At 64.6% G+C, this 19,805-nt stretch carries 18 protein-coding genes; 13 read left to right on the forward strand and 5 right to left on the reverse strand.

The window, feature by feature from the left end:
• Nucleotides 1–47: 47 nt before the first annotated feature.
• From RA24_RS18710 to RA24_RS18760, 12 genes are all read left to right on the forward strand, one after another.
• On the forward strand, nucleotides 48–887 hold the full coding sequence (locus RA24_RS18710; RefSeq protein ID WP_039193465.1) for a glycosyltransferase family 25 protein: 840 nt from the start codon (nucleotides 48–50) through the stop codon (nucleotides 885–887).
• A gap of 18 nt (nucleotides 888–905) precedes the next feature.
• Entirely contained in the window at nucleotides 906–1,790 is an 885-nt protein-coding gene (gene sucD, locus RA24_RS18715) for a succinate--CoA ligase subunit alpha (protein WP_019297072.1), read from the forward strand.
• Nucleotides 1,791–1,792: 2 nt separating this feature from the next.
• Nucleotides 1,793–2,221 (forward strand): DUF805 domain-containing protein, encoded by a 429-nt coding sequence (locus RA24_RS21835; protein WP_019297073.1) that lies wholly within the window; start codon nucleotides 1,793–1,795, stop codon nucleotides 2,219–2,221.
• Nucleotides 2,218–2,493: a hypothetical protein gene (locus tag RA24_RS22360; protein ID WP_019297074.1), complete on the forward strand. Its 276-nt coding sequence runs from the start codon at nucleotides 2,218–2,220 to the stop codon at nucleotides 2,491–2,493. The genes RA24_RS21835 and RA24_RS22360 overlap by 4 nt, the downstream gene beginning before the upstream one ends.
• A gap of 42 nt (nucleotides 2,494–2,535) precedes the next feature.
• Nucleotides 2,536–5,487, forward strand: coding sequence for a 2-oxoglutarate dehydrogenase E1 component (locus RA24_RS18725; RefSeq protein ID WP_039193467.1), 2,952 nt, complete (start codon nucleotides 2,536–2,538; stop codon nucleotides 5,485–5,487).
• 12 nt (nucleotides 5,488–5,499) lie between these two features.
• Complete coding sequence (gene odhB / locus RA24_RS18730) at nucleotides 5,500–7,014, forward strand: 2-oxoglutarate dehydrogenase complex dihydrolipoyllysine-residue succinyltransferase (protein WP_039193470.1); 1,515 nt, start codon at nucleotides 5,500–5,502, stop codon at nucleotides 7,012–7,014.
• Nucleotides 7,015–7,074: 60 nt separating this feature from the next.
• On the forward strand, nucleotides 7,075–7,704 hold the full coding sequence (locus tag RA24_RS18735) for a hypothetical protein (RefSeq protein WP_039193473.1): 630 nt from the start codon (nucleotides 7,075–7,077) through the stop codon (nucleotides 7,702–7,704).
• A gap of 72 nt (nucleotides 7,705–7,776) precedes the next feature.
• Entirely contained in the window at nucleotides 7,777–8,169 is a 393-nt protein-coding gene (locus RA24_RS18740; RefSeq protein ID WP_039149286.1) for an MAPEG family protein, read from the forward strand.
• Nucleotides 8,170–8,334: 165 nt separating this feature from the next.
• Nucleotides 8,335–8,604 (forward strand): hypothetical protein, encoded by a 270-nt coding sequence (locus RA24_RS18745; RefSeq protein ID WP_019297079.1) that lies wholly within the window; start codon nucleotides 8,335–8,337, stop codon nucleotides 8,602–8,604.
• Between the two features lie 70 nt (nucleotides 8,605–8,674).
• Complete coding sequence (lpdA, locus tag RA24_RS18750; protein WP_019297080.1) at nucleotides 8,675–10,066, forward strand: dihydrolipoyl dehydrogenase; 1,392 nt, start codon at nucleotides 8,675–8,677, stop codon at nucleotides 10,064–10,066.
• Nucleotides 10,067–10,298: 232 nt separating this feature from the next.
• The gene (locus RA24_RS18755; protein ID WP_039149288.1) at nucleotides 10,299–10,757 is read left to right on the forward strand and encodes a hypothetical protein; all 459 of its coding nucleotides are present in this window, start codon (nucleotides 10,299–10,301) and stop codon (nucleotides 10,755–10,757) included.
• Nucleotides 10,758–11,109: 352 nt separating this feature from the next.
• Nucleotides 11,110–11,418, forward strand: coding sequence for an EthD family reductase (locus RA24_RS18760; RefSeq protein ID WP_039149291.1), 309 nt, complete (start codon nucleotides 11,110–11,112; stop codon nucleotides 11,416–11,418).
• 184 nt (nucleotides 11,419–11,602) lie between these two features.
• Here the strand turns inward: RA24_RS18760 and RA24_RS18765 are convergent, their stop codons facing one another.
• The 3 genes from RA24_RS18765 to RA24_RS18775 are packed head-to-tail and all read right to left on the reverse strand — an operon-like array spanning nucleotide 11,603 to nucleotide 13,922.
• Nucleotides 11,603–12,352, reverse strand: a complete 750-nt coding sequence (locus RA24_RS18765; RefSeq protein ID WP_019297084.1) for a lysophospholipid acyltransferase family protein — start codon at nucleotides 12,350–12,352, stop codon at nucleotides 11,603–11,605.
• Entirely contained in the window at nucleotides 12,349–13,248 is a 900-nt protein-coding gene (locus RA24_RS18770) for a cell division protein FtsX (protein WP_039193475.1), read from the reverse strand. Before RA24_RS18770 ends, RA24_RS18765 begins: the two co-directional genes overlap by 4 nt.
• Nucleotides 13,245–13,922, reverse strand: a complete 678-nt coding sequence (locus RA24_RS18775; protein WP_029204897.1) for a cell division ATP-binding protein FtsE — start codon at nucleotides 13,920–13,922, stop codon at nucleotides 13,245–13,247. Before RA24_RS18775 ends, RA24_RS18770 begins: the two co-directional genes overlap by 4 nt.
• A gap of 207 nt (nucleotides 13,923–14,129) precedes the next feature.
• On the opposite strand from RA24_RS18775, the gene RA24_RS18780 reads away from it, so the two are divergent.
• Entirely contained in the window at nucleotides 14,130–15,116 is a 987-nt protein-coding gene (locus RA24_RS18780) for a zinc-ribbon domain-containing protein (RefSeq protein ID WP_039193499.1), read from the forward strand.
• 63 nt (nucleotides 15,117–15,179) lie between these two features.
• On the opposite strand, the gene RA24_RS18785 is transcribed toward RA24_RS18780, so the two are convergent.
• Both RA24_RS18785 and lysA read right to left on the reverse strand, forming a co-directional pair.
• Nucleotides 15,180–17,804: a DUF4175 domain-containing protein gene (locus RA24_RS18785; RefSeq protein ID WP_039193477.1), complete on the reverse strand. Its 2,625-nt coding sequence runs from the start codon at nucleotides 17,802–17,804 to the stop codon at nucleotides 15,180–15,182.
• A 48-nt stretch (nucleotides 17,805–17,852) separates the two neighbouring features.
• On the reverse strand, nucleotides 17,853–19,118 hold the full coding sequence (gene lysA, locus RA24_RS18790) for a diaminopimelate decarboxylase (RefSeq protein ID WP_039173873.1): 1,266 nt from the start codon (nucleotides 19,116–19,118) through the stop codon (nucleotides 17,853–17,855).
• Nucleotides 19,119–19,805: the final 687 nt, after the last annotated feature.

Here is a 19,805-nt window from a genome sequence, read left to right on the forward strand (position 1 = left end):
CCGGGCTCAGCCCGGGAGCTTTCCGGATCAAGGACAGGTTCCAGCACATGAAACTCGCAGCCTACATGATCTCGCTCGAACGGGCGGCCGGGCGGCACGCAGCAATGCGGGCAGCACTGGCGGACGCCCGCATCGAGGCCGAGTTCGTGCCTGCCGTTGACCTGCAGACAACACCTGAATCCGAACTGCTGAAGCAATGCCGCAGCTTTGGCCCCTGGGGGGCCTTTGCAGCGGGCAACATGGCGTGCACGCTGAGCCACGCCCGTGTCTGGGAAACATTTCTGGACAGTGATGCGGATATCGCTCTTGTGTTTGAGGATGACGTCTTCATCTCGCCGGAGCTGCGTCTGTGGCTGGATGATCTGAGCTGGTGGCCGGACGGCTGCGGGCTGGTGAATATCGAATTCTGGCGCAGCGACTCGCTGCGGGTGATGCTGGGCACTGGCGGCACGGCGCGTCATGGCCGCAGTCTCGCACCGATGCTGTCACGCAACCCAGGCTCAGCCGGCTATCTGGTGACACGGTCCGCTGCGGAACAGCTTCTGGCGGCGCGCCCGTTCGACCTCTCGATCGACCAGTTGCTGTTCAATCCGCTGGTTTCCCGCCTGGCAGTTTCCCTCAACCCCTATCAGATCACTCCAGCGCTGGTGAAACAGGGCAATACGCCCCCCGAAGAAAGCACTTTTCTGGGGCATGGCACCCGCCGCCCTGCTTCTGCTGTCCGCTGGCGCCAAAAACGTTTGCGGGGCATGGCTGAACTCAGTGCCTTGCCCCGGTCTCTCTTCCGCCTGATCTCCGGCCGCGCACGGCTTGCCCGTGTCACCTATGCAGATCGGGCACTTACCGACGACAACGCGGCGCGTGCCGCAAAGACACAAGCCGTTTAATCGAAAGGAAAGGACAACATGGCAGTCCTCATCGACGAAAACACCAAGGTCATCTGTCAGGGCTTCACCGGCTCTCAAGGCACATTCCACTCCGAACAGGCCATCGCCTACGGCACCAAGATGGTTGGCGGCGTGACCCCCGGCAAAGGCGGCCAGACCCATCTGGAGCTGCCGGTCTTCAACTCCGTGCATGAAGCTAAGCATGTGACCGGCGCCAATGCCTCGGTGATCTACGTGCCGCCGCCGTTTGCCGCGGATTCCATCCTCGAAGCCATCGACGCCGAAATGGAAGTGATCGTCGCCATCACCGAGGGCATCCCGGTTCTCGACATGATGAAGGTGAAGCGGGCGCTGGAGAACTCCTCCTCGATCCTGATCGGCCCGAACTGCCCCGGCGTGATCACCCCGGATGCCTGCAAGATCGGCATCATGCCCGGCCACATCCACCGCCGCGGTTCTGTCGGCGTGGTGTCCCGCTCCGGCACCCTGACTTATGAAGCGGTCAAGCAGACCACCGATGTGGGCCTGGGCCAGTCGACCTGCGTCGGCATCGGCGGCGACCCGATCAAGGGCACCGAGCATATCGACGTGCTGGAATGGTTCCTGGCTGACGACGAGACCGAAAGCATCATCATGATCGGCGAAATCGGCGGCTCCGCCGAGGAAGAAGCGGCGCAGTTCCTGGCTGATGAGGCCAAGAAGGGCCGCAAGAAGCCGGTTGCAGGCTTCATCGCCGGGCGCACCGCCCCTCCGGGCCGCCGCATGGGCCACGCGGGCGCGATTGTCGCCGGCGGCAAGGGCGGCGCCGAGGACAAGATCGAAGCGATGAAATCCGCAGGCATCGTGGTCGCCGAAAGCCCGGCCGGCCTGGGTGAAGCGGTTCTGAAAGCGATCGGCAAGTAAGCATGACGACCGAGCAAGCAGTCAAAGCTTGTTATGCCAAGTGGCGCGACCTCAAAGGTCGCGCCCAGAGAAGCGAGTTTTGGCAATTCTATATGCTCGTAACTGTCATGGTAATGGTCTCAAAAGCAGCAGATGAATGGCTTTCAGAGACCGCAGGACTTCGTTTCTCTGTTTTCTACCTTGCAGTTGTTTTAGCGACCCTGCTTCCCATAATCAGCTGCGCCGTAAGACGCTACCACGACATCGGTCTTAGCGGATGGCTATTGCTCATTTGGTCGGCCGCTTTTGTGGCACCTGCCTTCAGTTTTTCTGAAGAAACCGCATTTATCGTGACCTGCGTTTTATTTCTCGCTTTTCTGATTACCTTTGCACTTCCTTCCCAACCTGGCTCCAACAAATACGGCCCCAACCCGCAGGAGGCACACCAATGACCAAGAGAATTCGCTCCTCCCGCGTCCTCAGGCCAACGTCGGCAAGTGCAAGCACACTATGCCTCGCCCTCCTCACCGCCACCTCCGCCGCGGCCATCACCGCGCCGATGCAGGGCGTGCTGAACTTCGAGCCCGGCACCAGCATCGAGGACGTCCAGGCCCGTATCGAAACCGAAATCTGCAAGGGCGCCAGTTCCGTGACCATCACCTCCGGCCCGGAACAATCGCTCGACCCGACCAAGGAACAGGTCACGTTCCAGTGCGAACCCTGACCCGCCCCCACCAACCGCGTACCGACTCTTCGGGAGCTTAAGATGACCGACCAATCGCCCAACGACCTCTTCCACGCCTCCTCTTTCATGCAGGGGCACAATGCGGAGTATCTGGAGCAGCTTTATGCCCGTTACGCCAATGACCCCAATGCGGTGGATGCCGCCTGGGCCGAGTTCTTCCGCCAGATGGGCGATGCAGAACTGGACGTGAAGGCAGAGGCCAAGGGCCCCTCCTGGGCGCGCGGCGACTGGCCGCCGGCCCCCAATGACGATCTGACCGGCGCGCTGACCGGCGAATGGCCGGCCCCGGCAGAGGCCAAGGGCGCGGGCAAGAAGATCAAGGACAAGGCCGCCGCCAAAGGCGTTGAGCTGACCGACGATCAGGTGCAGCGCGCGGTGCTGGACTCGATCCGCGCCCTGATGCTGATCCGCGCCTACCGGATCCGCGGCCATCTGGCGGCGGATCTCGACCCGCTGGGCATGCGTGCCGCCACGCCGCACCCGGAGCTGGACCCGAAATCCTACGGCTTCACCGATGCCGATATGGACCGGCCGATCTTCATCGACAACGTTCTGGGCCTGCAGGTCGCGACCATGCGCCAGATCGTCGAGATCGTGAAACGCACCTATTGCGGCACCTTCGCGCTGCAGTACATGCACATCTCCAATCCCGAAGAGGCCAGCTGGCTGAAGGAACGGATCGAGGGTTACGACAAGGAAATCACCTTCACCCGCGAGGGCCGCAAGGCGATCCTCAACAAGATGGTCGAGGCCGAGGGCTTTGAGAAGTTCCTGCACGTCAAATACACCGGTACCAAGCGGTTCGGCCTGGACGGCGGCGAGAGCCTCATCCCGGCGATGGAGCAGATCATCAAGCGCGGCGGCGCCCTGGGTGTGCGCGACATCGTGATCGGCATGCCGCACCGCGGCCGCCTCAACATCCTCGCCAACGTGATGCAGAAGCCCTACCGGGCGATCTTCAACGAATTCCAGGGCGGCAGCTTCAAGCCCGAGGATGTGGACGGCTCCGGCGACGTGAAATACCACCTCGGCGCCTCCTCCGACCGCGAGTTTGACGGCAACAACGTGCACCTCAGCCTGACCGCCAACCCCTCGCACCTGGAGGCGGTGAACCCGGTGGTTCTGGGCAAGGTCCGCGCCAAGCAGGACCAGCTGGGCGACACCGAGCGCAGCCAGGTCCTGCCGATCCTGCTGCATGGCGACGCGGCCTTTGCCGGCCAGGGCGTGGTGGCGGAATGCTTTGCGCTGTCGGGCCTGCGCGGCCACAAGGCCGGCGGCACCATGCATATCGTGGTGAACAACCAGATCGGTTTCACCACCGCACCGCATTTCTCGCGTTCCTCCCCCTATCCCACCGACAACGCGCTGGTGGTTGAGGCGCCGATTTTCCACGTGAACGGCGACGACCCGGAGGCGGTGGTGCACGCCGCCAAGGTCGCCACCGAGTTCCGCCAGAAGTTCCACAAGGACGTGGTGCTGGACATCTTCTGCTACCGCCGCTTCGGTCACAACGAAGGCGATGAGCCGATGTTCACCAACCCCTTGATGTACAAGAAGATCAAGGGCCACAAGACCACCCTCACCCTCTACACCGACCGGCTGGTCAAGGATGGCCTCATCCCCGAGGGCGAGATCGAGGACATGAAGGCCGCCTTCCAGGCGCATCTGAACGAGGAGTTCGAGACCGGCAAGAACTACAAGCCCAACAAGGCCGACTGGCTGGACGGGCGCTGGTCGCATCTGGACAAGAAGGACGCCGACTACCAGCGCGGCCGCACCGCAATCGAGCCGGACACCCTGGCCGACATCGGCCGCGCGCTGAGCCAGGTGCCCGAGGGCTTCCCGCTGCACCGCACCGTCGGCCGCGTCCTGGACGCCCGCGGCAAGATGTTCGAGAGCGGCGAGGGCTTTGACTGGGCCACCGGCGAGGCGATGGCCTTTGGCTCGCTGATGCTGGAAGGCTACCCGGTGCGCCTCGCGGGCCAGGACGCCACCCGCGGCACCTTCTCGCAGCGCCATTCCGGCATCGTCAACCAGGAGACCGAGGAGCGCTACTATCCGCTCAACAACATCCGCGCGGGCCAGTCCCAGTACGAGGTGATCGACTCGGCCCTCAGCGAATACGCGGTACTGGGTTTTGAATACGGCTACTCGCTGGCGGAACCCAATGCGCTCACGCTGTGGGAGGCCCAGTTCGGCGACTTCGCCAACGGCGCCCAGATCATGTTCGACCAGTTCATCTCCTCGGGCGAAAGCAAATGGCTCAGGATGTCAGGCCTTGTCTGCCTGCTGCCGCACGGGTTTGAGGGCCAGGGGCCGGAGCACTCCTCCGCCCGGCTGGAGCGCTTCCTGCAGATGTGCGGCCAGGACAACTGGATCGTGGCCAACTGCACCACGCCTGCAAACTATTTCCACATCCTGCGCCGCCAGCTGCACCGCACCTTCCGCAAGCCGCTGATCCTGGTGACCCCGAAGTCGCTGCTGCGCCACAAGCTGGCAGTCAGCAAGGCAGAGGAATTCACCACCGGCTCCAGCTTCCACCGGGTGCTGTGGGACGACGCGCAGCACGGCAACTCCGACACCCAGCTGGTGGCGGACGACAAGATAAAGCGCGTGGTGATGTGCTCGGGCAAGGTCTACTACGACCTGCTGGAAGAACGCGACGCCCGCGGCATCAATGACGTCTACCTGATGCGGATCGAGCAGTTCTACCCGTTCCCCGCCATCTCGATGGTGAAGGAGCTGGAACGCTTCAAGCAGGCGGAAATGGTCTGGTGCCAGGAAGAGCCCAAGAACCAGGGCGCCTGGACCTTCATCGAGCCCAACATCGAATGGGTGCTGACCCGCATCGGCGCCAAGCACACCCGGCCCGTCTATACAGGCCGCGCCACTTCGGCCTCGCCCGCAACCGGCCTGGCCAGCGAACACAAAGCCCAACAAGCAGCCCTCGTGAACGAAGCGCTGAGCATCTGAGGATAAAGAGACATGACAACCGAAGTCCGCGTACCCACCCTGGGCGAATCCGTGACCGAGGCCACCGTGGCCACCTGGTTCAAGAAGCCCGGCGACAGCGTCAATGCCGATGAAATGCTCTGCGAGCTGGAAACCGACAAGGTGACGGTCGAGGTGCCCTCGCCCGCCGCCGGCACATTGGGCGAGATTGTCGCCGCTGAAGGCGACACCGTCGGCGTCGACGCACTGCTGGCCACCCTGACCGAGGCCAACGGTGCTGCCGCGGCCCCTGCCGCCAAGGCGGCAGCACCGGCTCCGTCTGCTGCGCCCTCCGGCGAAGACAGCGCCCCGGTGCCGGTCATGGTTCCCGCCCTTGGCGAGTCGGTCTCCGAGGCCACCGTTTCCTCGTGGTTCAAGAAGGTGGGCGACACCGTCGCGCAAGATGAAATGCTGTGCGAGCTGGAAACCGACAAGGTCTCCGTCGAGGTGCCCGCGCCCGCCGCCGGCGTGCTGACGGAGATCATGGCAGCAGAAGGCGCCACCGTACAGGCCTCCTCGCAGCTGGGCGTGATTGCCTCCGGTGCCGCCGGGGCCGCCGCCGCACCTGCCGCAGCCCCTGCCCCTGCTGCCGCTGCCGGCGGCTCCAAGGACGTCGCCAACGCGCCCTCTGCGGAGAAAGCCATGGCCGAGGCCGGCATCAGCGCCGATCAGGTCACCGGCTCTGGCCGCGACGGCCGCATCATGAAGGAAGACGTCGCCGCCGCCGTGGCCGCCGCCAAGGCAGCCCCTGCCGCCGCGCCTGCGCAGGCACCGGCCCAGGTCCGTGGCCCCGTCACCGCCGATGACGCCGCGCGCGAGGAGCGCGTGAAGATGACCCGCCTGCGCCAGACCATCGCCAAGCGCCTGAAGGACAGCCAGAACACCGCTGCCATGCTGACCACCTACAACGAGGTCGACATGACCGAGGTGATGGCGCTGCGCAACGAGTACAAGGATCTGTTCCTGAAGAAGCACGGCGTGAAACTGGGCTTCATGTCCTTCTTCACCAAGGCCTGCTGCCACGCGCTGAAGGAAGTACCGGAGGTCAACGCCGAGATCGACGGCACCGACATCGTCTACAAGAACTACGTCCACATGGGCATCGCCGCAGGCACGCCCACGGGTCTGGTTGTTCCGGTGATCCGCGACGCCGACGCGATGTCCTTTGCCTCCATCGAGAAAGCGATTGCCGAAAAAGGCGCCCGCGCCCGCGACGGCAAGCTGTCGATGGCGGAAATGCAGGGCGGCACCTTCACCATCTCCAACGGCGGCGTCTACGGCTCGCTGATGTCCTCGCCGATCCTGAACCCGCCGCAGTCCGGCATCCTGGGCATGCACAAGATCCAGGACCGCCCGATGGCGATCAATGGCAAGGTGGAAATCCGCCCGATGATGTATCTGGCGCTGAGCTATGACCACCGCATCGTCGACGGCAAAGGCGCCGTGACCTTCCTGGTCCGCGTCAAGGAAGCGCTGGAGGATCCGCGCCGTCTGCTGATGGACCTGTAAAGAAGACAAATTGCGCCCCGGACATATTCCCGGGGCGCTTATCGCGATTGGAGATATTCGTTGTTCGCGACAAAATACGAAAAAGCCATTGAAGGGCTGGAGCTGGATTCCTCCCCGGTGCTGTTTCCACAAGACATTGAACGCCAAGATCTTGTGAACCGCATGTACCTTAGCGACGAGACTTCGATTTCGGAAAATGAAGCAAGACAGTATATCCTGATGCGCTTGCTCATCTGGCTTGTTTTCTTTGCCGGGACTGCAGCCTACGCTTTAGGCCTACTAAGCGCTTCCCGTCTGCTAGAAACCGCTGTTTTGGCCGTCGTGTTCATAGGGGGCATGGCGATTACCGAAAACTCCCCTGTAGTGAAGAAAATGTCATGGTCTTGGGACAATCGCATCCAGATTAAACTGCTGGGTGCGGCCGCAGGTCTTCTGGCACTGGCGCTTCTGGAGCCTGAGCTACGGAAATTTGTAGGCACGTTTAATCCTTGGCTAGCGGTTGTGATCGTCGCCATCAGCGGTGACGGTTTGTTCCGCGCTTACTGGAAACTCACCGTTTTCCGGAAGGGCTACGCGGTGGCAGCATTTCTTAAGGGCAAGTCGCAAGCCGAACGACAAAAGGTCTTAGAAACTCTGGCGTCGCCTGCAGTGTCTTCCGTTCTGTGGCGAAACAAAGGGAAACTTAAGTGATTTTGGAAGCCCGCGTTTCACATTGGCCGCAGCCCGATCAGAGGATGAGAACTCAGTAATGGCTTCCGTCCCATGACCCTCCCGCTCTGGGGCCTTGTCTGCCTCTCGATCCTCGCCCTGATCCACGTGAGCTGCGACAGCTTCCTGTTGAAGCTCTCGGTCGGCAACGCCTGGACCGCAGGCCCGCGCGACACATCTGTCAGCCGCGGCGCATTGGCGGGCCGGGCGCGGCGGGCCTTCACCAATTTCCTGGAAACCGCCCCGGTCTTCATCAGCCTGGTGCTGGTGGCAGAACTGGCAGGCCTGCACAGCGCGCTGATTACCGGCGGCATCTACACTTACCTCGCCGGCCGCACCCTCTACTTGCCTGCCTACCTCAGCGGCGTGCCCTACCTGCGCACCACCATCTGGCTCATTGCCACCAGCGGCCTTGCCGCGATGCTCGCGGGGGTACTCCTCGCATGACCATTCACCTTTCCGAAAATACTCAAATTGGCTCCGCCCAAGCCGGGGGCAGCGCCGCTATTCTGCGGAAACTTCTGCGGCACACGCCTTTCTTGAGTGGAATCAAAGCGCTCCTTACCCTTACCGGGGCATCCTGCCCTCAATACGGATAAAGGAGTAACCCCGATGGCAACCCATGTTCTCTGGCAGGCCGATGTGGCCGATTTCAACGCCTGGCTCACCGTGTTCCGGCAGGACAAGCGCAACCGGCAGGCCGCTGGCATCACCGATCTGAACGTCTGGAGCGATCCGGACCGGAAAAACCACGCCGTGGCGCTGTTCGCGATCACCGATCTGGAGAAGGCCCGCGCTTTCTTCGGCTCCGAAGAACTCGCCATGCACCTTGAACGCGACGGGGTCACCAATATCTCGATCAAGATGTTGACCCCGGTCTGATCATAACACCACAATCCCCTAACGCGTGTTCCGAGAAACGGAACCGGGGAGAAACGAGGAAAACCGACCCATGTCCCAATATGACGTCATCGTAATCGGCGCCGGCCCCGGCGGCTATGTCTGCGCCATCCGCTGCGCCCAGCTGGGACTGAAAACAGCTGTTGTCGAGGGCCGCGAAACCCTCGGCGGCACCTGCCTGAACGTGGGCTGCATCCCGTCCAAGGCGCTGCTGCATTCGACCCACCTGCTGCATGAGGCAGAGCACAACTTTGCCCATATGGGCCTCAAGGGCAAAAGCCCCTCGGTCGATTGGGACCAGATGAAGGCCTACAAGGACGAGGTGATCGGCCAGAACACCGGCGGCATCGAGTTCCTGTTCAAGAAGAACAAGATCGACTGGATCAAGGGCTGGGCTTCCATCCCGGCGGCCGGCAAGGTGCAGGTCGGCGACGAGGTGCACGAGGCCAAGAACATCGTGATCGCCTCCGGCTCGGTGCCTGCCTCCATTCCGGGTGTGGAGATCGACGAGAAGATCGTGGTCTCCTCCACCGGTGCGCTGGAACTGCCGAAGATCCCGAAGAAACTGGCCGTCATTGGTGCCGGCGTGATCGGTCTGGAACTGGGCTCGGTCTATGCCCGCCTCGGGTCGGAAGTGACCGTGGTCGAATACATGGACGCGGTCTGCCCCGGCATGGACAAGGACGTGCAGCGCTCCTTCAAGCGGATCCTGGAGAAACAGGGCCTCAACATCATTCTGGGCGCCGCGGTACAGGGGGTGGAAACCTCCAAGACCAAGGCCAAGGTCAAGTACCAGCCCAAGAAGGGCGGTGACGAGGTGGTGCTGGACGCCGATGTGGTGCTGGTGGCAACCGGCCGCAAACCCTACAGCGAAGGCCTGGGGCTGGACAGCCTCGGCATCAAGATGACCGAGCGCGGCCAGATCGCCACCGACAACCACTGGCGCACCAACCTGCCCGGCATCTATGCCATCGGCGATGTGATCGAAGGCCCCATGCTGGCTCACAAAGCCGAGGATGAAGGCATGGCGGTGGCCGAAGTGATCGCCGGCAAGCATGGCCATGTGAACTACGGCGTCATTCCGGGCGTCGTCTACACCACGCCCGAGGTGGCCACCGTTGGTGCGACCGAGGACGCGCTGAAGGCCGAAGGCAAGAAGGTCAAGACCGGCAAGTTCATGTTCATGGGCAACGCCCGCGCCAAGGCCGTCGGCCAGGCCGAGGGCGGTTTTGTCAAGATCATCACCGATGCGGAAACCGACCGCATCCTGGGCGCCGCGATCATCGGCCCGGCAGCGGGCGACATGATCCACGAGCTCTGCGTTGCGATGGAATTCGGTGCCTCGGCCGAGGATGTGGCGCTGACCTGCCACGCGCACCCGACCTATTCCGAAGCCGTGCGCGAAGCGGCGCTTGCCTGCGGCGACGGGCCGATCCACAGCTGAGCAGCCACTGAGGCAAACCACCATAAAAAGAGGCGCCGCTGCCGCAAGCGGCGCCTTTTCATTTTGCCAAGCGCCTGGGTTCAAACAGCTTTTTCCGTCAGCCTTAAATAATTTAGCTAAACGGGCGCAGCAAACCTTTACCGAATGTTAAAGCCGCCGCCGCTAGCGTCGAGCGGCGCCGGCAACCATCTGGCGCAAAACATGTTTCACCCTTAGATTGAGTAGGCATTCCATGATAAAGCTGACGCATTCCCTGACTGCCCTGGCACTGGCCGCCGCCGCCACTGCCGCCTTTGCCGCCGCACAATCCGGCACCGTGAAATTGGAGCTGACCCAGGAATTCGGTGTCGAGCAGAACGGCTCCTATTCCGCTGCAGGCACCAAGATGTGCCAGGAAAGCATGGGCGGCATTGCCGGGTCGCCGCTGAAGGTCAGCTACTCGATCGACCCCAGCACCATGATTGAATCCGCCACCGCGGACTTCATGGGCGAAAGCGTGCAGCTCTATCCGCTGGGTATCTCGGGGACCTATTCATTTATGTCCGACGGCGTGCCACCAAGCCTGAAAGGCAAACATGTCAACAGGATCATTTTCAAGCTGAATGAGGACTTCAGCCATCCCGAAGGTGATGTGATGTTCACGCCAGGCGGCGAGTACAACTGCGTGATTTCCAACATGACGCCAAACTGAACCCCGGCCCCGTGAGGCAGAAAACAAGGGCCGGCTTGCGGGGCACTCCTCCGGCCAGCCGGTCGCTTGGACATCTCTCTCGGGTAGTGCGGCAAACGCAGCCTGTGCGTTTTCCGCATGTGCAGCGAGCCAGCCCCAAAGGGGTTCCCGGGCCTGCGGTCCTATTTCCGCACGGACGCAGCTGCATCTGATGCCCGATGCGCATCCAGGCCTTGCCGTACGTTCCTGTGCCCGTGCGGCACTGCCCATCCCGCCGGTCTCTGGCAGAGTCCGCGGCTGCCTTTTTCATTTGGCACGGTACCAAACCGGCCTATTACTGGGACAGCCGTTTCAACCCTCAGGAGACACAGCCATGCCCGTAACTTTGCAAGTCATCTACCCCGCCGCCGAGGGCAAGACCTTCGATCACGCCTACTATGCCGACACCCATATGCAGATCGTGGACCAGCATATGGGCCCGCATATCCAATCGGCTGTGGTGACCAAGGGGCTGGCAGGCGGGCCGGACATCGCGCCGCCGTTCTTTGCCATCGCCACATTTGTCTTTGCCGATCAGGCGGCGATGGACGCGGCTATGAAGGCGGCAGGCCCGGCGCTGGAGGACATTCCGAACTTCACCGATGTGCAGCCGCAGATACTGGTTGGCGATGTGATCCGCTGACAGGGTTCCGGGCTGACAGCGTAATGCGCCGCCAGCCCGGTCCGGCCAAAGCGGCCGGCCACCTGTGAGTGGTGTAACAAGCGCAGGACGAGTGCGCTTGCTGACGGCATAAACGCCCGCGGAAAGAACTTCCGTCGCTGATCTGCAGAAAATTTTTGAAGGCGTCCGGGCGGCGCCCGCCGGATCAGGCCTGAGCCGGCGCCTGTTCCGGGTCGAAACCGGCGTCGCGCATCAGCGCATCGGAGCGCGCCTCGACCCGCTCCTCCAGCTGCGTCATGAAATCCTCGCGGGTGATCCCGGGCTGCATCACTTCCAGGAACTCCACCACCGCCAGGCCGGGCTTGCGGTAGATGCCTGTGCGGGGCCAGAACACGCCGGCATTGGTGGCCGCAGGTACGCAGGGCTGCTTCAGCCCTTCATACAAAACCACAGTGCCGATCTTGTAGGGTTTCTTGGCCCCCGGTGCCACGCGGGTGCCTTGGGAATAGATGATCAGCTGGCCTGGCTCCTTGGTCTCCTTGGCGACGTCCTTGACCATCTTGGCAATCGCCGCGCCGCGCTTGCCGCGGTTCACCGGCACGCAGCCCAGCCGCTTGGCATAGACACCGATCACCGGCGTCCACATCAGCTCCCGCTTCATGATGAACCGGGCCGAGGGCACCGCGTTGAAGATGATGATAATATCCAGGAAGCTCTGGTGCTTGGCGGCGACGATCACCTCGCCATCAGGCACCTGCCCGCGCACTTCGGTGCGGATGCCGACCATCCAGCGCGCAGTCCAGATCACCCAGCGGGCATAGGCCTTGCAAGCCGTGCGCGCACCCTTCGGGGACACCAGCGCCCAGGGCGCGAACACGATGCCCAGCACCAGCATCGCCAGATACATCTGCGTGATGAACAGCAGCGAGCGCAGCCATTGGATCGGGTTTTTCACGACAGTTCCCCCAGTCGTTTGGTGGCCGCCCGGGTGGTGGCGGCAAAGGCCACCAGCGCGCCCAGCGGCGGAATCAGCAAGGGCACCAGCCAGCCCCAGCCCTGAAAGCCGAGCCCGGTCAGGAAACCGCCCTCATCAGAGGCTTCGGGCATCAGCCAGACACCGATCATGCCAAGAAAGACACCGGCGGCAGCGCCGGTCAGCGCCCGCAGGGTGAAGCGGCGGATAAAGGCCTGGGCGATATAGCTGTCGAGCGCGCCAACCAGCCGCAGCACCTCGATCACCTGGGCGTTTGCCGCCAGCGCCGCATTGGCGGCCAGGGTGATCATCGCGGCGGTGGCGCCGCCGATCAGCAGGATCGACACCCAGGCAAGGCGGCGCAGCGCGTGCGCCGCATCCACCAGAGGCGCCCGCCAGCGGGTGTGGTCATCCAGCACCGCGCCCGGCACCTCTGCCTGCAGCCGCAGCCGCAGACCCTGCGCATCATAGCCCGCATCGTCGCCGGTCACCTCGATCAGCTGCGGCAGCGGCAGGTCGCCCACCGGCACACTGGCGCCGAACCAGGGCGCCAGCAGCGCCGCCTGCTCCTCGCCCGTCAGCGCCCGCGCGGTGGCCACACCAGGGGTCTGGCGCAGGATCTCCAGCGCCGCCTCGGTCTGAGCCGTGCGCTGCTCTGCCGGGGCATTGATGCGCAGAGTGGCGGCGCGGGCCAGTTCCTCGGCCCATTGGTCCGCCAGGCGGCCAGAGGCCATCGACAGCGCCAGCGCAAAGACCGCCAGGAACGCCATGGCGCCGGAGACAAACAATGTCAGCTGGGCGGTGAAGCCGCTTGGCGGCACCACCCGGTCTGCCTGGGCATCACCCAGGATCAGTTTGCGCAGCCTGCCCTCGCTCATAGGTCCGCCCCCGCCAGCTGCAATTGACGGTTGGAAATCCGCAGCACCCGCGCCTGCACCTGGTTCTTGGCCGCGCGGATCAGCGACAGGTCATGGGTGGCGACCAGGATGGTCTTGCCCATCCGGTTCAGCTCCACCAGCAGCTGCAGCAGCCGTTGCGACATTTCCCAGTCGACGTTGCCGGTCGGCTCATCTGCGATGATCACATCCGGCGACAGGATCACGGAACGGGCCAGCGCCGCCCGCTGCCGCTCGCCGCCCGACAGCTCCGGCGGCAGCGCATGGGCGCGCTCGCTGAGGCCCACCCAATTCAGCAGTTCCTGCAGGTTGGCTTCCTCGTGGCTCAGCTCACGCCCGGAGACCAGCAGCGGCAGCGCGATATTCTCGATCACCGGCAGGTGGTCCAGGAACCGGCAGTCCTGATGCACAACACCCACGCGGCGGCGCAGATAGGCCATCTGGTCGCGGTCCAGCCCGTGCACATCCATGTTGAAGGCGCGCACCCGTCCCGCGGTCGGGTTCAAGGCGCCGTAGCAGAGCTTCAACAGCGTGGTCTTGCCCGCACCGGACGGGCCGGTCAGGAAATGGAACGAGCCCGGCGCCAGCTGCACCGACACCGCGTTCAGCAGCTCGCCGCCGCCATAGTTGTAGCCCACATTTTCCAGCTCGATCACTGCTGCCCCCTGAACGCGCGCGTTTTGGCGCCCGGCTGTTTTGCCCCAAGGGGCCGGCAGTTTCAATGGGGGCTCTGTTGCCGGGAAACCCGGGGCCGGCAGGTTGCGGCAATTGCCGCTTTCGCAAGATGCGGCGGATGCCTATAATCCCTTAAAAAAACAACCTGCCGCCAGTCAGGGCGGCGGGAAGGTGCCGAGGAGAGCATGATGCGCCTGACCTGCCCGAATTGCGCAGCCCAGTACGAAGTGCCTGAAGATGTGATCCCGCCTGAGGGCCGGGATGTGCAGTGCTCCAACTGCGGCCAGACCTGGTTCCAGGCGGCAGCGGGCGCGGATGCGGCGGAAGATGCCGCACTTGAAAATATCGGCATCGAGGAAGCCTTTGCCCGGGCAGCCGAAGCCGAGGCAAAGGAAAAGTCCGAACGGGAGCTGACAGCAAAGGCGGAACAGGACGCCGAACCGGAGCCTGAGCCGCAGCCTGAACCTGAGACCGGCACATCGGAGAGACCTGCACAGGAAGCGGACCCGGAAGAGGCGGTAACCGCCGCAGAGCCGCCCCAGGACAGCACCGAAGACGACGCGGCCGGGCAGCCCGGCGCGGATGAAGACATTTCGGACGAAGAGCCTGAGCCTGAACAGGCACCGCAGCCGCCGCAGCGGGGACGTTCGCTGGATCCGGAAATGTCCGATATCCTGCGCGAGGAAGCCGCGCGGGAAGCGGAACTGCGCGCCGCGGAAAGCCAGAGCCTGGAAACCCAGCCCGATCTGGGGCTGGAGGAAGCAGCGCCCGCCGAGGACGAAGCCGCCCGCCGCAGCCGCCAGGCCCGCGACCGGATGGCCCGCATGCGCGGCGAGGACCCGCGCCAGATCGCCGCTGCCGAAAGCGGCTCGCGCAAGGAACTCCTGCCGGACATCGAGGAAATCAACTCCACCCTGCGCTCTGCCGGCAGCGCGGCCCCTGCGCCGCAGGCGGACCCGGAGGCGCTGCCGGTACCGCGCAAGAGCAGCTTTGCCCGCGGCTTTGCCTTGTCGGTGATTGCGGCGCTGATCCTGCTGATGGTCTATGACAAGGCACCGCTGATTGCCGAGAAGCTGCCGCAGGCAGATCCGGTTCTCAGCAGCTATGTGGATTGGGTCGATCAGGCGCGGCTGTGGCTGGACAACCAGGTGAAGTCTGTCACCGCCACCCAGTAATCCGGGGTCATTTCTGAAGTAATTGCGCCGCAGATTTGCCTGCAGCACCCTGCGCTGCCGGGGTTAGAACCGGTCCAGCAGCCGCTGCAGGTAGCCGCGCTCCCGCTCGTCGCGCTCGCGCTCGCCGGCCCGGCGGCGGATGTCCTCCAGCAGGTCCCAGGCGCGGCGGTAGGCCGTGCCCTCGCCCACCTTGCCGCCGTCATTGATGCTGCCGTTGTTGCGACCCAGCGGGTCCAGCCGCTCTCCTTGCGCATTGGCTGAGGGCTGCTGCCCGTTCTGCTGCCCCGGTTGCTGCTGCTGCGCCAGCGCCTCGCCCAGGCTGCGCATGCCTTCGCGCAGCGCCTCCATGGCGTCGGACTGGCGGTCGATGGCCTCGGCGTGGTCGCCGCCGCGCAACGCGTCCTCGGCGCCCTCCATGGCGCGGCCCGCGCGGTCCAGCGCTTCGCGTGCGGCCTCACCGGCCTCACCGCCCAGATAGGGCAATCCTTCGCGCTGCTGCTGCAGCTGCTGTCGCAGCGCCTGCTGGCGGTCGGCCAGCGCGCCGCCCTGCCCCGGCTGTTCGCGGTTGCTGCCGCCCTGGCCGCCCTGGCCATCCGGGTTGCGGCTCTCTGCGCCCTCGCCGCCCTGACCGTCGCCTTGGTCGCCGCCCTGGCCGCCCTGGTGGCTCTGGCCGCGGCCCAAGCCGCCATCGCGGCCCTCGTTGCCCTGGCTCTCGCCGCTGCGGGCGCCGGGGTTGAACTGCTCCTGCAGGTCGCGGAAGGCCTGATCCGACAGCCCCTGCTGCTCGCGCAGGGTCTCTGCCAGCCCCTCCATCGCCTCGCGGCCCTCATTGCCCTGACCCTGCCCCTGCTGCGAACGGGTCATCCGCATGTTTTCCATCATCTCCTGGAACTCGCGCAGCGCCTGCTCGGCCTCGGCCATGCGGCCCTGCTCCATCAGTTCCTGGATGCGGTCCATCATTGCCTGCAAGTCATCCTGGCTGAGCGTCATCATGTCTTCGGGCATATCGCCCGGGTCCATCATCTCGCCATTGTTTTCAGCCATCCGGCTCAGCTGGCGCAGATAGTCCTGGGTCGCCTCGCGCAGCTCCTGCATCAGCCGGGCAATCTCCTGCTCGCTGGCGCCGTCGCGCATCGCCTGGCTCAGCCGCTCCTGCGCCCGCTGCATCCGCTCCAGCGCGTCGCCCACGTCGCCCTCTTCCAGCTGCACCGCCAGATCCCACAACGCGGCGGCAATCTCCTCCTGCCGCGGCTCGGGGATCGTGCCGGCAACGGTATAGCTTTCCAGCCGCCGAAGGATGGTGCGCAGCCGCAGGTAATCGCCATAGTCGCGGAACAGACCCTCTGGCCGGTGCGTCAGGGTGCGGATCACCTGCGCCACCCGCACCGCATTGGCGCGCGCCCACAGCAGGTCGCGGCGCTGTTCGATCACAGCCGCTGCCAGCGGATCGAAGAAGCGGCGGGTCAGCAGTTCGGCGCCGTAACCCGCAGCGGCCGAAGACTGCCCAGCCTCGTCGGTGGCAGAGAAGGTAAAGACCACCGGCAGGTTGGCCCAGGGGTGCTGGGCAAAGTCCTCGATCAGCTTCTCGGTGAAGTCCTGGCGCGACCCGCTGAGGGGCAGCGGCAGGTCCAGCACCAGCGCCTCACGCGGATCGGGATCGGCCGCCAGCCCATGCTGACGTTCCACCGCCACCAGATCCAATGCGATGCGCACCTGCCCGGCGGCCACGCCGTAGTCATCCTGCGCTGCAAAAGCCAGGGTGGTGTAGCCGTCGTTTTCCAGTTCCGGCTCGCCTGCAACCGCCACCATGGGCGGGTTGTCGGGGATCACCTCCACCTGCCAGCTGCGCCCGCCATCGCCCTCGATGGCAAAGCTGCCGCTGCGGGTGACATCGAATTCCATCGCAGCCTGCGGCGGTTCCGCTTCGCTGCCGCCCTGGCCGGACACAGTCTCCGCCAGTTCCAGCGCACCCAGTTCGCCATAAAAGCGCAGGGTGACGCGGCTGCCCTCAGGCAGCTTCAGCACCCCTGCGTCCAGGTCATTCAGATAGAGCACCGGCAGGCGGGTATAGGCGGGCGGCTCTGCCCAGCCCTCCCAAGCCGGGCCATTCAGGGCCGCGCTGCCGCCTGCACCCAGGTCCTTGACCGTGGCGACCTGCCAGATCGAGCCGAACAGAACCGCCACTGCCAGCATCAGCCCCGCCATATAGCGCAGGCCGTAAGCGTCGGAGGAGGCAATATTCAGATCGGGTGCCGGCGCCTTGGCCCTTGCCGCCGCCGCGGCCATCCGGCGCTGGTGTGCCTGCCATAGCGCGGCGGAAGCAGCGTCGTCTGCACCGATGGCCTGGGTATCCAGCAAGGCTGAGACGGGGCGGCCCGGCAGGGTCTGATCCAGACGGTCCAGCGCCGCGGCCTTGCTGGGCCAGCGGAAGCGCCAGAGCCCCCAGCCCAGCGCCGCCGCGGCGGCGATCAGCACCGCCATCGCACCGGTCCAGACCAGCCGCTCCGGCAGCATCTGGTGCAGCCCGAGCATCAGCGCCGCCAGCGCTGCCATCATCAATGAGGCCAGCGGCCAGAAACTGCGCAAAGCACGCTCTGCCACGAGACCGGCCCGCGTCAAGGCCAGCGGCCAGCGCAGGGGTTTCAGGGCCGGATCGGCCTGCCGGTTTCTATGGCGGTCAAAGGGCATACGGGCCATTTCCTCCGGTGGCCCGCGCCGGTTCGCGCCCGGATCGCTTCAGAGCCACTCCGGGATGGTATCGCGGTTTATCATCTCTTCATAGTCCGGGCGGCGGCGAATAACCGCGAATTGATCCCCGTGCACAAGCACTTCGGGGATCAAGGGGCGGGAGTTGTACTCGCTCGCCATCACCGCGCCATAGGCGCCCGCACTGCGGAAGGAGACCAGATCGCCCGCAGCCAGCGGCGGCAGGTCGCGCTGCTTGGCAAAGGTATCGCCGGTCTCGCAGACCGGGCCGACGATGTCATAGGGCTGGCTTTCCACGCCCGCGGCGGCTTCCTCAACCGGGATGATATCGTGATACGCCTCATACATCGCCGGGCGGATCAGGTCGTTCATCGCCGCGTCCAGAATGAGGAAATCGCGCCCCTCGCCCGACTTTACGTAAATCACCTTGCTGACCAGCTGGCCCGCGTTGCCCGCGATCAGGCGGCCCGGCTCGATCTCGATCTCGCAGCCAAGGTGGCCCAGGGTCTCCTTGACCATCTGGCCGTATTCCACCGGCAGCGGCGGCGCCGAGTTGGAGCGCTCATACGGGATGCCAAGCCCGCCGCCCAGATCGAGGCGGCGGATGTTGTGGCCCTCGGCGCGCAGCGTTTCGGTCAGCTCCGCCACCTTCTGATAGGCCAGCCGGAACGGCTCCAGGTCGGTCAGCTGCGAGCCGATGTGGACGTCGATCCCCACCACCTCCAGCCCTGGCAGCGCGGCGGCGCGGGCATAGACCTCGCGGGCGCGGGCAATCGGGATGCCGAACTTGTTCTCGGATTTGCCGGTGGCGATCTTGGCGTGGGTCTTGGCATCCACATCCGGATTAACCCGGATGGTGATGGGGGCTTTGGCGCCCAATTCCTCAGCCACGGCGCTGATCACTTCCATCTCCGGCTCGGATTCCACGTTGAACTGGCGGATACCGCCGGTCAAAGCCACGCGGATTTCCTCTGCCGTCTTGCCGACGCCGGAAAACACGATCCTGTCGCCCGGCACGCCCGCCGCCTTGGCCCTCAGGTATTCGCCCTGGCTGACCACGTCCATACCCGCGCCAGCCTGCGCCAGCGTCTTGAGGATCGCCTGGTTGGAGGCGGCTTTCATCGCAAAGCAGACCAGGTGGTCGGTGCCCTCCAGCGCCTCGTCGAACAGGCGGAAATGGCGCAACAGGGTGGCGGTGGAGTAGACATAGAACGGGGTGCCCACCGCCGCGGCGATCTCGGAGATGGGAACGTCTTCGGCGAAAAGCGCGCCGTCGCGGTAGAGAAAATGGTCCATGCCCCCGCGTTTAGGGCAAAAGGGGCTGATGGATCAAATGATTCCGCCCCGCCCGCCCTGGAGGACACAAAGCGGCACTCCCGCCCGCCGCAAACGCATCAAAGATGCGCCCGCGCCCGTTGGGCCGTGCGCCGCGCCATGCCCCGCCGGCGTTTCGTTCCGGGCGGCGGAGTTTGAGAATTTCGGGAAAGATGAAAACACCGGGCCTGCGCCTTCATCTTTCCCTAAATACTCACAGCGAAACAGCGGCAGCAAACGCAATGCCCAGGGTGTTGCGCACCCTGCGTACGCTGGTCTCACGGGATCTTAAGCGGCGTGCGGCATAGTTCCAATTGATCGCGGTCACCGCCGGGCCTGACACCCCCGGCACTTTGGAACAGGGCCCTTTGGCAAGGGCACGCACAGACGACGTTTCGCGTGCGGGAGCAACCCTCCCGTCCCGCCTCCGCCCCTTGGCGGCGCCGCCAACCTTAACTGCTGAAGATCAGCATATCAGATACGGAACACACAGCAGCAGGCATCAACCGGACGGGACAGGAACCCGGACCGGGTATTGCCCGTGTGTGCTAGAAGCTGGTGGACACCCCAACCCGGCCATACCCGGAGACTTTCACACCGGTTGCCGCTGGTTCTTGCTTTTGCGGCGGGCTGGACGCCGGGGCGCCGGTGTCGCAGGCGGCCAGGCCC

The sequence above is a fragment of the Leisingera sp. ANG-M6 genome (assembly GCF_000813905.1).
Classification (GTDB): Bacteria; Pseudomonadota; Alphaproteobacteria; order Rhodobacterales; family Rhodobacteraceae; genus Leisingera.